This window comes from Shewanella sp. KT0246 (assembly GCF_019654955.1).
GTDB lineage: Bacteria > Pseudomonadota > Gammaproteobacteria > Enterobacterales > Shewanellaceae > Shewanella > Shewanella goraebulensis.
In genome coordinates, this window is sequence record NZ_BPEV01000004.1 from 89,218 (window position 1) to 102,816 (window position 13,599).

14 protein-coding genes are annotated in these 13,599 nt (G+C 42.7%); 12 read left to right on the forward strand and 2 right to left on the reverse strand.

Features of this window, described 5'->3' with window-relative positions; translation table 11 throughout:
- The first annotated feature begins 28 nt into the window (after nucleotides 1-28).
- The 3 genes from K5Q58_RS03145 (at nucleotide 29) to K5Q58_RS03155 (ending at nucleotide 4,432) form a co-directional block, all read left to right on the forward strand.
- Entirely contained in the window at nucleotides 29-2,491 is a 2,463-nt protein-coding gene (locus tag K5Q58_RS03145) for a S9 family peptidase (protein ID WP_220752420.1), read from the forward strand.
- A gap of 205 nt (nucleotides 2,492-2,696) precedes the next feature.
- Entirely contained in the window at nucleotides 2,697-3,716 is a 1,020-nt protein-coding gene (locus K5Q58_RS03150) for a zinc-binding alcohol dehydrogenase family protein (RefSeq protein WP_220752422.1), read from the forward strand.
- 89 nt (nucleotides 3,717-3,805) lie between these two features.
- Nucleotides 3,806-4,432 carry a putative quinol monooxygenase gene (locus K5Q58_RS03155; RefSeq protein WP_220752424.1) on the forward strand — a complete coding sequence of 209 codons (627 nt, stop codon included), beginning with the start codon at nucleotides 3,806-3,808 and terminating at the stop codon, nucleotides 4,430-4,432.
- Between the two features lie 17 nt (nucleotides 4,433-4,449).
- Here K5Q58_RS03155 and K5Q58_RS03160 read toward each other — a convergent pair whose 3' ends face one another.
- Nucleotides 4,450-5,397: a LysR family transcriptional regulator gene (locus tag K5Q58_RS03160; protein WP_220752425.1), complete on the reverse strand. Its 948-nt coding sequence runs from the start codon at nucleotides 5,395-5,397 to the stop codon at nucleotides 4,450-4,452.
- 197 nt (nucleotides 5,398-5,594) lie between these two features.
- Between K5Q58_RS03160 and K5Q58_RS03165 the strand changes: the two genes are divergently transcribed.
- Entirely contained in the window at nucleotides 5,595-6,017 is a 423-nt protein-coding gene (locus K5Q58_RS03165) for a hypothetical protein (protein ID WP_080917065.1), read from the forward strand.
- A gap of 7 nt (nucleotides 6,018-6,024) precedes the next feature.
- On the opposite strand, the gene K5Q58_RS03170 is transcribed toward K5Q58_RS03165, so the two are convergent.
- Nucleotides 6,025-6,384 (reverse strand): HMA2 domain-containing protein, encoded by a 360-nt coding sequence (locus tag K5Q58_RS03170; protein ID WP_065110374.1) that lies wholly within the window; start codon nucleotides 6,382-6,384, stop codon nucleotides 6,025-6,027.
- Nucleotides 6,385-6,771: 387 nt separating this feature from the next.
- On the opposite strand from K5Q58_RS03170, the gene K5Q58_RS03175 reads away from it, so the two are divergent.
- The 8 genes from K5Q58_RS03175 to K5Q58_RS03210 all read left to right on the forward strand — a co-directional run bounded on the left by K5Q58_RS03175 (nucleotide 6,772) and on the right by K5Q58_RS03210 (nucleotide 13,534).
- Complete coding sequence (locus K5Q58_RS03175) at nucleotides 6,772-7,074, forward strand: HMA2 domain-containing protein (RefSeq protein ID WP_144430204.1); 303 nt, start codon at nucleotides 6,772-6,774, stop codon at nucleotides 7,072-7,074.
- Nucleotides 7,071-7,952, forward strand: a complete 882-nt coding sequence (locus K5Q58_RS03180; RefSeq protein WP_220752426.1) for a YtxH domain-containing protein — start codon at nucleotides 7,071-7,073, stop codon at nucleotides 7,950-7,952. Before K5Q58_RS03175 ends, K5Q58_RS03180 begins: the two co-directional genes overlap by 4 nt.
- Complete coding sequence (locus K5Q58_RS03185; RefSeq protein WP_055025538.1) at nucleotides 7,949-8,254, forward strand: magnetosome protein MamC; 306 nt, start codon at nucleotides 7,949-7,951, stop codon at nucleotides 8,252-8,254. The genes K5Q58_RS03180 and K5Q58_RS03185 overlap by 4 nt, the downstream gene beginning before the upstream one ends.
- Complete coding sequence (locus K5Q58_RS03190; protein WP_055025539.1) at nucleotides 8,247-8,561, forward strand: YtxH domain-containing protein; 315 nt, start codon at nucleotides 8,247-8,249, stop codon at nucleotides 8,559-8,561. Before K5Q58_RS03185 ends, K5Q58_RS03190 begins: the two co-directional genes overlap by 8 nt.
- The gene (locus K5Q58_RS03195) at nucleotides 8,561-10,642 is read left to right on the forward strand and encodes a heavy metal translocating P-type ATPase (protein WP_220752427.1); all 2,082 of its coding nucleotides are present in this window, start codon (nucleotides 8,561-8,563) and stop codon (nucleotides 10,640-10,642) included. The genes K5Q58_RS03190 and K5Q58_RS03195 overlap by 1 nt, the downstream gene beginning before the upstream one ends.
- Nucleotides 10,643-11,086: 444 nt before the next feature.
- Entirely contained in the window at nucleotides 11,087-11,641 is a 555-nt protein-coding gene (locus tag K5Q58_RS03200) for a carboxymuconolactone decarboxylase family protein (protein ID WP_220752428.1), read from the forward strand.
- A 72-nt stretch (nucleotides 11,642-11,713) separates the two neighbouring features.
- A complete protein-coding gene (locus K5Q58_RS03205; RefSeq protein WP_220752429.1) occupies nucleotides 11,714-12,367 on the forward strand; it encodes a DsbA family oxidoreductase in 654 nt (217 codons plus the stop codon).
- 186 nt (nucleotides 12,368-12,553) lie between these two features.
- Complete coding sequence (locus tag K5Q58_RS03210) at nucleotides 12,554-13,534, forward strand: sensor domain-containing diguanylate cyclase (protein ID WP_220752430.1); 981 nt, start codon at nucleotides 12,554-12,556, stop codon at nucleotides 13,532-13,534.
- The last annotated feature ends 65 nt before the right edge of the window (nucleotides 13,535-13,599 follow it).

The following is a 13,599-nucleotide window of genomic DNA, read 5'->3' on the forward strand; positions in this document are numbered from 1 at the left end:
AAAGAATTAATAACAACAAGGATGCCCCATGAAAGCACTTTCACTGGTTTGTGCCAGTATCGCTTTGGCGTTTTCAGGATTCAGCCACAGCGCAGAAATCGACCATAGTCATATTCAACAATTTGGCCCTGTCGCCATTCCCACCTCACAATCTTTATCGGCTGGCAGTCACAGTGATGCTCTAAGAGCCAACCTTGCATCAAGCTTGTCTGCTAATAGTGATATCGATATTTTTGGTAAAAGCTACCAATGGCAAGCTGTTGATACTAAAACAGCAGCCGGTTGGGTTGGCTATAAAGTCCAGCTTAGTGCAGAGCGATTTACCCGAGGTACATTAACGGTTTCAGGCCTTAATGAGCCGCAGATATACCTTAACGGTGTGCTACTTGAAGCATCTGCTAAAGCTGAAATCGCACTGCAAAGTGGCGATTATCAATTCATGATTTTAGCCGATGGCAGTGATGATGAATCTGAGTTCAGTATTGACTGGCAAGGTAAGTCAGATGTTGATAATCCGAGTTTTACAGCAACTAAAACCCATCGAGTGTCTCCTGAGCAGTTGTTTGACTCTGAAGTCGTCACGAGTCTGAACCTATCACCAAATGGCAAATACTTACTCCAAAGCAAAAGCCATTATCCGGCCAATAATGACAATAAACCTGTCAGTGTCACCGAGTTAATCAGTACCTCAAGTAAAGATGTGCTTTATCGTTGGCAGCACAGTGCTCCAGCAAGTGCCGCTTGGGCAAATAACAGCAAACAATTGGCTTTTGTTGCCGACAATCAAATACAACTGCTCACTGTAGATGGCATTAACCTTGATATCCTCGCTAATGACATGGAAAACGTCTCGGGCCTTCAATGGTACGGCGATAACTTACTATTTAGCTGGGAGAAGCCCTATAAAGCAGACGAGAAAGCAACCAATAAACGCTTCCAAGCCCTGCAAGATAGATGGAGTTACTGGCGTAACAACAGCCAAATTTATCAATTAGATGTTAAATCAGGCTTCATTCGCCAGTTAACCAATGACAAACTCAGCAGCTACTTGCTCGACAGTCATGCCGATAAAGAAACACTACTGCTGACTCGTTCACCTGTTGATTATAAAGAACCTGCTCATGGGTTAACTCAACTGGTTGAGCTCAATATAAAAGACCTATCTGAAAAGCTCATTGGTGAATACCGTACTTTCAATTCAGCCACTTATACTGATGATGGAATGTACATCATGGCCGGGCCTGATTTTATGAACGGTCTAGGGGTTCAAGACACTAGCGTGGTTGTCAATAACTATGATGGTCAGCTTTACTGGCGTAGTAACGAAGGTAAAGTCACCGCTCTCAGCAAAGACTTTGATCCTGCTATTGGCGGCGCAGCAAAACTGAGTAATGATGACTTAGTATTGCGCGTTGGCGAAGGCGACCGTGGCCAATTATATTTGTTCGATATTAGCAAAAAGCGCTTTAATAAAATTAATGCAGGCATGGATATGGTTAATCGCTTCAGCGTAGCCAGCGACTTATCAAAACCTGTTATTGCTTATGCTGGCACCTCTGCCACCGTGCCACAAAAAGCTTACTTGATGAAATCGGGTAAAAAGTCACTGCTATTTGATAGCCAAGCAGCCAGTTATGCTGATACACGCTTAGGTGATATTCAAGATTTTGATTTTACCAACAAACATGGCCATTACATTGATGGCCGTGTCTATCTGCCTGTTGATTTTGACGCCAATAAACAATACCCAGCACTTGTTTATTACTATGGCGGTACATCGCCAGTAACCCGTAACTTTACTGGTCGTTGGCCATTTAACCTATGGGCTGCGAAAGGTTATGTCGTGTATGTACTACAACCCAATGGTGCAACAGGTTACGGTCAAGCGTTTAGTGGTCGTCACGTTAACGCTTGGGGCGACTACAGCGCTGATGACATTATCGAAGGTACACAAGCCTTCTTGAAGGCACATAACTTTGTCGACCCTAAACGTGTGGGTAACATGGGCGCCTCTTACGGCGGCTTTATGACCATGTATTTAGCCACTAAAACTGACATTTTTGCCGCTTCAATGGCACATGCTGGGATCAGTAATTTATCAGCTTACTGGGGCCATGGTTGGTGGGGTTACGGTTATTCGGGCGTTGCCAGTAAAGGCAGTTTCCCTTGGAATAACCGTGATTTGTATGTTGAACACAGCCCGCTGTATAACGCAGACAAAATCAACACGCCAATGTTACTGCTGCACGGCAATGCTGACACCAACGTTCCTGTAGGCGAAAGCCACTACATGTATACCGCATTAAAGATGCTTGATAAGCCCGTTGAACTGATAGAGTTCAACGGCCAAGACCACCATATTAATGGTCGCCAAGCACGTTTTGATTGGTGGGATGCAACATTAGCATGGTTCGATTTACACCTTAAAGATGAACCACAATGGTGGAACAAGCTTTACCCTGAAACTGCTTCATCTGAAGCTGAAGAGTAAATAGCAAGTGATGCCTCAAGCCCCGCAAACAGCGGGGCTTTTTTGTAATTTATTTTTACACTTGCATTTAAATTGAGGTTTAAAAGACCAAGGACAGGCTAGCATTAAGGACATTTTAGTCCATAATAATTGGTCGTTATGTCTCTTTTTCAACATACACAAACACGTCATTATGGCTCCATCGAACAGACATTGGAGCTAAATAATGAAAGCCATCGGATATCAACACAACCTACCCGTCACAGATATTAACTCACTACAAGATATTGAGTTAGCGACTCCCACAGTGAGTGGTCACGACATTTTAGTAGAAGTGAAAGCCGTGTCTGTTAACCCTGCCGACTATAAAGTTCGCCTAAATAAACCTGCTGAAACTAACGAGTGGAATGTGCTCGGTTGGGATGCTGCTGGTGTTGTTAAAGCTGTAGGCGATAAAGTCAGTTTATTTAAAGCGGGAGATAAAGTTTGGTATGCAGGAGATGTGACTCGAACAGGCAGTAACGCTGAGTATCAATTAGTTGATGAACGCATTGTGGGTCATATGCCCCACTCACTTTCATACCCAGAAGCAGCAGCTTTACCGTTAACCACAATTACTGCTTGGGAATTGTTATTTGACCGTTTGCAGATAGCGCAATCGCTCGCCGGTACATCATCTAAAAAACGTATCTTAGTTATTGGCGCAGCGGGTGGTGTCGGCTCTGTGATGGTTCAGCTTATAAAGCAGTTAACCAACCTTGAAGTTATTGCGACCGCATCTCGACCTGAAACTGTTTCATGGTTAGAAGATTTAGGTGCAGACCATATTATCAATCATCGCAACCCATTAAGTGATGAATTTACAGCTTACTCACTACCTGCTGTGGATTATGTTGTCAGTCTTAATAATACCGAGCAGCACCTCGTCGAAATTGAGAAAGTACTTAAACCTCAGGGTAAATTTGGCTTGATTGATGATCCTGCAACGCTCGATATTGTGCCATTTCAAATGAAGTCGATTTCAGTGCATTGGGAGCTAATGTTTACTCGTTCACTGTTTCAAACTGAAGATATGCAAGCCCAACATGAGTTACTCAATGCTGTCGCAAAGCTCATTGATGACAATGTATTAAAAACGACTGTTGGCAATAACTTTGGCAAAATTAATGCTGAAAACCTTCGCAAAGCGCATCAGTTACTCGAGACCCGAACAGCCAAAGGTAAGATTGTATTAGAAGGTTTTTAGAACTCCTTATCGGTATAACTTTGACACTTCACCCAATATCCCACAAACGCCGTACTAGTATGCTTATTATGCGGCGATAGGAGCAGACCATGTTAAATCAAATCATAAAGTTCACTGTAAAACCAGAATACCAAACTGAGTTTAAAGCAGCCTTAGTGACTAATAAACGCGGCACGACCAATGAGGCTGGCAATATAGAAATGTCCATATTTGTGGATAATAACAACCCAAATGTCTTTTTTGCTTATGAGCGCTGGGCAAACCAACAAGCATTAGAACAACATATGGCCATGCCTTATACTGCTGACATGATTGCGTTATTTGACTCTGCACTCGATAAGCCTGTTGAGCTGTTTAATTTGGGTGAAACAAACCCAGTCCCCGTTGCTCTAAAACCAGCAAATCCAGAAGATGAGGTGTTTATTATCATCTTTATTTTCAAAATAAATCCACAAATGCGTCAGCAATTACTGACTCAATTTGAGCAACATATTAACCATACTCGAACTGAGCCAGGTAACTTACTATTTGATTTATACACTGTAGAAGGTGATGACAATACGATTGCTGTGTACGAGCATTGGCGCAAAGAGTCTGACGTTTGGGATATCCATTTTAACCAACCATACTCAAAAGTGACGGGGGCATTAATGGAACAAGCAGTAGTGGGTGACATGAATCAATACATGAACTTTGTCACTGAAATTAACGCATGAACTTGGTGCTGATTTAATTATTTATACATATTTTTAAAATCAGGCACATGATCAAGCCAAAATGGCGGTGTACCAATATATTCTTGCACCGCCTTAATAAACTCACTGACTAATAAGGTCTGTTTTCGATGTGGGTATACCGCATATATGCCTGTATCCATCGTTGATAAACCATAGTTAGTCAGTAATGGTACTAACTTAGATTGCGCGATAGGCTCTTCTAAATTAAACAAATCAATCAAGCTGTAACCGAGTCCAGACTTAACTGCATCGATTAACGTTCGCACATCACTGACTTTATAATTACCACGCATTTTATACATTTTATACAAATCGCCATGGGGTGTTTCAGTTAAGCACATCTGATCTAAATTCACGTTACCATTGCCGTAGACCACTGCGGGCAGTTGAATTAGCTCTTCTGGTGTCATAGGCATGCCATGTTCTTGAATAAAACATTCTGACGCCACAATGGCAAAGTGAGTTTTAGCAATTTTCCGTGCAATTAGATTCGACTCAGTGAGTTTGCCAACTCGAAATGCCACATCAAAATGATCAGAGATGATATCAGTGCGTTTATCATCTAAATTTAAAGTCACTTTTACCTCAGGGTATCGCTTCATAAAACGAGATATCACTGGCTGCAAATACAATTGGCCAAAATAGATCCCAGAAGTGATTCGAATTATCCCTTTAGGCTTTGACTGGTATGAATCTGCAATATTTTGAATTTGCGATAAGGTATCGGTGAGTTGCAGCGCTTGGGCTAGAATCTCTTCTCCAGCAGAGGTTAATGAAAACGAACGTGTTGAACGATTCAATAACTGCACACCAAGTTCCGTTTCTAATTTTTTAATCTGTTTAGACAGCAACGAATTGTCCATGTCATGCAAAGTTGCAGCCTTGGTAAACGAGCCTTGCTGAACGACATCAACAAATAGCGCCAATTGTTTGGTTAAAGACATGAAATTACCGTTAATTTAATTCGATGTGTGACTAATAATGACCTAATTAGTCCAACTTAGGGAGTCAATTTATAAAATGTTCTGGAATGAATAACCTTAGCAAGTATAAAAAAACCACAACTAAATGAGAATAATATTTATTTACGTTGTAAATTTTGCTATTTTATCATCAAGTCCATGACGTAGTAGGCATTACAGTGAGTTCAAAAAGCGCGCTAAAAAAGCTAAAGAAGAAGTCAAAAAAATTGACCAATAAGTCATTAAAGCAATTGAATGCGTTAACGGCAAACACCAGTAAAGTCACCTTGCTTAATCCGCAACTAAAGCAAGAGCTTAATCAGTTGTCAGGACAAGTTGTTGGTAATGTTGTATCGGAACTTATTCAGCCACTCAATCCAGTTTTATCATGGTTTAATGACAGTGGGCAGCCATCTCATATTGCGCCTGTTAGCCGCGTAAAAATGCCTATCTCTACAGCAAAACCAGCAGCGACAAACGCCGTCCAAATTCAGCCACGTTCGATTGCGCAACTGCCGCTAAAAACGCCACCTTGTAAACGCTGTCCAGCACTCGCTGGGGGGAATTGTAAATGTGCGATGAAAAAATTTAATCTGAATTAATAACCCATTAAACGCTTAGAATGACGCGGCTGATTGATGGCCCAACGAGGCGAGATAATGCAATACCTGCCATTCCTTTTACTAGCGTTTTAGTACCCGCAATAACAGCACTCTCAACGAATGATGACTTACCGCTTTCAACTAGCCAATCATGACTTTCTAGAATTTCTAACAAGCTTTCACAATCAAGCTCATTATCATCAAAGGTAATTGCAACTGAACCAGCATGGCATTGGTGTTTAATATGTTTGATAGCATCAATTTCATTTAGCTGCTCAATAAGCTCAACAACTTGATCTTTATTGTGGCGAATATATTCAGATCTCACTCTTAATCTTTGCTTTGTTTTATGAACATAAACACTCATCGCACACCTCTATAATTGATAATCATTATCATTACACTAATGTTATCACTGACAGCAATTGTACGTAAAGCACTCGATCACATTTTTGACCTTCAAACATTATTTCTTTATCTCTGTTCTGCTTGCTTCAATAACACACCCCTTTTCCGCACAATCTTTACAAAACTTACAAAACCAAGTTTGTTTCAGCATAAATTGATTAAAGCATTCAATATCATCAACTTAATACCACTCCCTACAGCACTTTTTCGCTCAACTTCAAATTTAAACGGATGATAAACGATCCCTGCCATAAAAATTCACTCAAACGTGATCTCAAACAAATAACTCAAGATTTTCGGTTCGTATAATGCTCGAATGGACAAATATCTAAACAAAGTTATCAAAATGAGACGCTGGGTCATGATAGCTCATCATATTCCCGGCCGAATTCGTCTCAAATACAAGCTTGGGATCATGTCACACCTGATGCAGTTTAATTTGCAAAATGTTGACGATGTGATTGCTCAAGTACCCGCTTTTGTCAGTTATAAGATCAATAAATCGACTGGTAGCATCGTCATTGAATACAACGCCAATCTCGTCAAACCTGAGCTGGTTGATGATCTTTTCGCAGGAACAGATGAGCAGGCAGAACACGCTTATTTCGCCCTTGCTCAGTACTTAAATGCCGAAGGAATTAGAACATGAGCCATAAATACACATCCGAGGGTTATGCCCCACAGTATGCTCAACAAGGCGACAATCAAAGCGTCCCTCAACAAGAGCAAAATCCGCAAGCTCAGCCACAGCAGGCTCAAGTACCACCAGAAATGAATCCTTACCAATCACATATGCCTCCAGGTTATGGTTACGGTATGCCGCCAAATGCAGGCTACCCTCACATGCAACACCCTCATGCTCATATGCATCCGGGCATGCATCAAGGCATGCAGCATAACCATCCGCATATGCACCCAGGATTTAATGGCCCACACGGGCATCCACACTATCACTCACCCTATGCGCAACATCATCCAATGTGGTCACAACCGCACATGATGCCCCCCGCATATTATCCTCACCCTAACATGCCACCTCAGTCAGAAGCTGACGCAAATGCAGAGCAAAACGATCCATTTATGGAACAGGCGCAAGCCATGCTCGAACAAGCATTAGGTGAAGACGCAGGCATGTTTAAAGACATATTAGGAAGCTTAGGTATGAACGATAAAGAATTTTGGAAAGGCGCAATGATTGGCGCTGCAGCCGCATTATTACTTAGCAATGATAAAGTCCGTGGCAAGTTAATGGACGTAGTATCTGGCGCAGGTGACATGCTCAAAACGGGTGGCGGTAAAGTAAAAGAAACCGCAAGCCAAACAGCGAGTAGCGTTAAAGAAAACGTGACTAACAGCAGTGAAATCTTTAAAGACACCTACAGTGCGGGTAAAGAAGGTTTTCAAGCATCGGTAGAGCGTCATTATCAAGCACCAGCTGAAGAAGCGACTGCTGAAGCAGAGCCAGCTCCAACTGAAGAAGCACCAGTGCTAGCAACGCAATCATCAGATGAAATGAAACCAGCATGAGTAATACATACAGCCAACTAAGCCCTGCCAGCCGTGCTTTGCTTGTCGGTGCCATGGTAGGCGGTGGCGCCTCGGTCGCTACCCAGTGGAAATCTTACAAACAAGGTGAGATAGAAGCAGAAATGATGGTGTCTAAGGCGACTAAATCAGCCATTCAAGCGGCGGCAATCAGTGGGCTCACCACTTATGCTGCTGGTAAAATGGCTGGCCGTCCAGTCTTGTCATTAATGACGATTTTGGCTGCAGGCGCAGCGGGACTTTACCTCGTCGATCAATTTTCAGGAAAAAATCACCATGAATAATTATCCTCCTTATGGCTATGGTTACGGTTATGGCCCAGCAGGTCAGGCTCAACAGGCACAGTCTGCTCCGACTGAAAACGCTGCACCATATAAAGCACAAAACACCAAAACCCACTTTATGATGGGATTAGCCGCAGGCGCTGCCGTGGCGTATTTGATCAGCAATAAAAAGGTGCAACAAAGCGTGGCATCAACCGGCGAAAAAGCCTGGTCTACAGTTCGCGGAGAAGTTGAAGAGCTTAAAGAGCGCTTAGAAGACACCCAAGCTGAGTTAGATTATTACCGTAATCTGCATAAAGGTGAATAATGATCCCGTTGCGAATTAAGCACCATATTCCGGGTCGTATACGCTTCAAGCTCAATCGCGCAACCAAGCTTGAAGATACTGGCGAGTGGATCAAAAAAAGCGTCATGGTGATCCAAGGCGTCAGTGCTGTGCGGGTCAATGAAGCCGCTCACTCGATTGTGATTGATTACGATGACAACTTGCTTGAGCCTCACACTATCGAGGCTAGGCTAACCCAGATTGATCTTAGCGAAGCTGAGCTTGAAGAGTCTGAACACCAATTTACTCGTGGTGACATTGCCATGAATGTCATTGGTACTTTATCAGCGGCTTTGCTGCCTAATAAATGGGGGGCTTTGACCACTGCCACTCTGATAGCACCGACCCTTGCTGAAGGCATTTCAGAGCTGAAGCAAAAACGTGTATCAGTTGAAGTGCTTGATGCTATCGCCGTAGGTTTATCAGCCTATCGCGGAGATTATCGCACTGCGATGATGACCCAAACGCTGATTAGTCTTGGCGAATTCATGGAGCAAGAAACCTGTCGTAAAAGTGACAAGTTGCTCGCTGATTTGATGATCCCACAAGAGTCTATCGTTTGGCAGATCATGCCTGATGGCACTCGCTTGCAGGTGAGCTCAACTGAACTTGCGGTGAACGACATTATCGAATTAGTTCCAGGTGACCCTGTTCCGATTGATGGCGTTGTCATTGATGGCGCTGCGCTAATTAATCAGTCAGCGTTGACGGGTGAAAGTGTTCCTATTCGACGAGAACTCGATGCCGTTGTGTATTCAGGTTCTAGCGTGCATGAAGGCACGATTAAGGTCAGAGTTGATAAGGTCGGTAGTGAAGCGACTACAGCTAAAATTGCCCAACTGATTTACGACTCTCTGAGCGAAAAAAGCGAGATCCAGCAAGTCACCCAAGACATGGCGAATCGCCGCGTAAAAATTACCTTAGGGATCGGTGCTGCAGTATTTGCACTGACTCAAGATATTAATCGTGTCGCATCTGTCTTTTTGGTCGATTACTCCTGTGCGCTAAAACTCAGTACACCAGTGACGTTCAAGTCCATTATGTACCGCGCCGCTCAGCAAGGCATCTTACTCAAAGGCGGTAGCGCCATTGAAAAGCTAGCCGAAGTCGATGTGTGTGTATTCGATAAAACTGGCACCTTAACCCATGGCGATATGGAGGTCACCGACGTGGTGCCATTCAATTGCCAAGGTGAACACTGCGCTCGAGATTTATTGGCCATTGCCGCATCAGTTGAAGAACACAGTAACCACCCGCTTTCACAAGCGGTAGTGAATGCTGCCAAACATCATCAACTACCCCATATTGATCACGGTGAAGTCGAATATGTCATTGCTCATGGTCTTAAAAGTACAGTCAATGAACACTGCCTTGTTATGGGCAGCCGTCATTTCCTAGAGTCACATGAAAACGTCAACTTTGAGATCTATGAAGAAGAAATTCGTCAATATGAAGCCAAAGGGCGTCATTTAATTTTCATCTCTCATCAAGGCGAACTGATGGGAATGATTGGCCTTAGAGATCACTTACGTGAAGATGTTCATCAAACCCTTGAGGACTTAAGGCAACTTGGTATCAAGCATTTAATGATGATTTCTGGCGACAGTGTTTATAAAGCCAATATGCTGGGCGATGATCTTAAATTAGATAAAGTGTTTGCCGAAGCGACACCTGAAACCAAGTCCACCATCATTGAGTCTTTACAACAACAAGGCCATAAAGTGATGTTTGTGGGTGATGGCGTCAATGATGCTCCAGCCCTGACCAAAGCTAACGTTGGTGTAGCCATGTGCAAAGGCACAGAGCTTGCCAGACAAGCTGCCGATGTCGTGTTACTGCAAGATAGGTTATACGGTGTTGCTGAAACCTATCAGCTGTCTCAAATCGCAATGAAGATGATCAACAGCAACATAAAAGTCGCTGAATACGTCAACAGTGGCATTATGCTCGCTGCTGCACTTGGCTGGCTTAATCCAACCATGAGTGCTTTATTGCATAACGGGACAACGTTAGGGATTCTGGCTCGTTCGGTCGCCATCAAGAATGGCCCGCGGATCGGCTAGTTCTCGCCAATCCGCGATCTAAAACATCCTGTTTTAACCACAAAAAAGCCCGGTGTAACTGGGCTTTTTTATTGGCACCTATTGTCCAATACCACTTAGTTTTTAACTGATATAAGACTAATTCATCGACCGCCTGCCTTGTAAAAAACTGCAAAATTAAATTCTCCTTTCGGACTGACACTACGCTCCAAGCAGCTTCACCAACCTATTTCAAAACCATTCCTGAAATACTCTTCTAAAAATAATTATTTTATTTTTTCATAGCCTTAGGAAAATAACCCCACCAATTTGAACAATTGTTCAAAATAAAACTTGAACGACCGTTCAATTCATTCTATATTTTAACCAAGCCAAGCAAATGTACGCCAACAACATGGTGTATTACTGCTAATAATATTTGAATTAATTAAACACATTTGAATGATATAAATTCTGGAGAGCACCATGAGCAAGTTTACTATCCACAACCTAGCAACAGCACCTGAAGCAAGTAAAGATTTCTTAGCGCAATCTAAAAAAGCTAACGGCATGATCCCCAACCTACATGGTGTGCTGGCTGAGTCTCCTGCAACATTTGAGGCATATCAAGAGCTGCATAAACTATTTACTAACTCATCATTTAACGCCGAAGAGCTTACCGTAGTGTGGCAAACCATTAATGTTGAGCATGGCTGCACATATTGTGTCCCAGCACATACCGCTATTGCAGGAATGATGAAGGTTGATAGTGGATTAACCGAAGCACTAAGAAACCGCACTGCTATGCCAACTGAAAAGTTACAAGCACTGCACGACACCACATTACTCATGGTTCGTAAACGTGGTTTATTGTCCGATGCAGAAATGGACGCCTTCTTTGCGGCAGGTTATGGTCAACAACAGTTACTGGAAATTATTCTAGGTTTGTCGCAAAAAGTGATCAGCAACTACGTTAATCACATTGCACATACTCCAGTAGATGCGCCATTTCAGCCATTTGCATGGCAAGATAACAAGTAAAACATAGCACTAGCGAAAGCACTATCTGCTTTCGCTGGTTTGCGTTTCATCACCACAAAAACAAGGCTAAGCATGTCAGATAAAATTAAACTCGATATCGTGTCAGATGTTGTTTGTCCATGGTGCATTGTTGGTTATCAAAGCTTACAACAAGCGATTCGCGAGCTGGATATTGCAGATAAAGTCGATATTGAGTGGCAACCGTTTGAACTTAACCCAAACATGCCACCAGAAGGTGAAGAGTTACGTGCTCACGTGGCACGCAAATATGGTTCGAGCCGCGAAGAGAGTGACCAAGCCCGCGCCAATATTACCGCTCGTGGCGCCGAGTTAGGTTTTGAATTTAACTTTGGCGATAACATGCACATAGTGAATACCTTCGATGCGCACATATTGTTAGATTATGCCAAACAATTCGATAAGCAAACCCAGCTCAAGCTAAGATTATTTTCTGCCTACTTCACTGAACATAAAGATATCTCAGACAGAGCAGTGTTGGCTAAAGAGTTAGCCGCTGTCGGTTTACAAGTTGATGAAGCAATGGCGCTACTGGATAACCCTGAGGTGCGAACGCGCATCAACATGGAAAAAGGCCGATGGACAGCGGCGGGTAGTTCATCTGTTCCCACTGTGGTATTTAACCGCACCAGCGCGCTAAACGGTGCGCACCCTGTTGACTCTTATAAGCAAGTGCTGGCTCAGTTACTTGAAGAGTCCGCTAACTAACTTGTCATCGTTACTCTACATGACGTCTGTGTTCGGCAAATCTATTGAGCGACAAAAAGTTATATAGATTTGCCTTCACGGTTTATATTCAAATCCTTGTCTCAACGCTCGCGCTGACTGGCAATACCTCGAATCTGAAATCTTGAACTATAATTAATTCATTGAAAAAGCATAATGGGTTTATCAATGAATAAAAAAAAACCAATATTTGATCCCAAAACATTCCTTCTTGATAATCCTAATGAGCTCATATCATTAGATAAGTGGCAGAAAACGGTCAACTTACTTGCTAAGGTATTTCATGCTCCTGCCGGTTTTTTAGTTCAGTTTACCCCTGATGATGGCTTTCAAGTCACTATCTCAAGTCAGCAAGACAGTAATCCCTATGCAGCAGGCATTGTCATAGAACCCGAAGCCAATATTTTCTGTCGCCGTATCGTTGAAACTGGCAATCCGCTATATGTGCCCAATGCCCCGATAGACCCTTGTTGGGATACCAACCCAGAAGTCCACAACGATGGCTTTACGTCTTATTTGGGCGTCCCCGTTTTTTGGCCTGACGGGCACCCTTTCGGAACATTCTGTGTCATGGATTATAAGCAAACAGAATATGAGGACAGTTACTTAGAGCTTATTGAACAATTAAAAGACATTCTTGAATCTGATCTCGCCTTAATCGATTTATACGGCCAAATGCAGCAACTGGCGATTACAGATCCTTTATCAGGCATTAATAATCGCCGTGGCTTTGAAACCCTGAGTCAGCAACGTATTGCGCTAGCCAAACGTAACCAAGCTAAGCTGGGACTTTGCTACTTAGATGTCGATAACTTTAAGCTTATTAATGACCAATATGGCCATAAAACGGGTGACGATATGATTAAGCACATTGGCACAGTATTACAGAATACCGTGCGTCAAAGTGATGTGATTGGCCGTATTGGCGGGGATGAATTTGTCGCACTAGTTATGTTAGAGCGTGAATCCGATCTCGTTGCCTTCAAGCAACGTTTAGAAGTTGGTTTTTGCTGCGCGAAACGCGCGAAACATTTACCTGAGTATTCAGTCTCTATTGGTAGTATCGAAGTCGATTTACATGCCAGTTTTACTGATTTACTCGATAAAGCCGATCAAGAAATGCTTAAAAATAAAAAGCGAGTTGCTTAATTCTACTAAGGCTTCAATTACTATCAGTTATTTTATTTACTATCAGTTATTTTATTTACTACCAG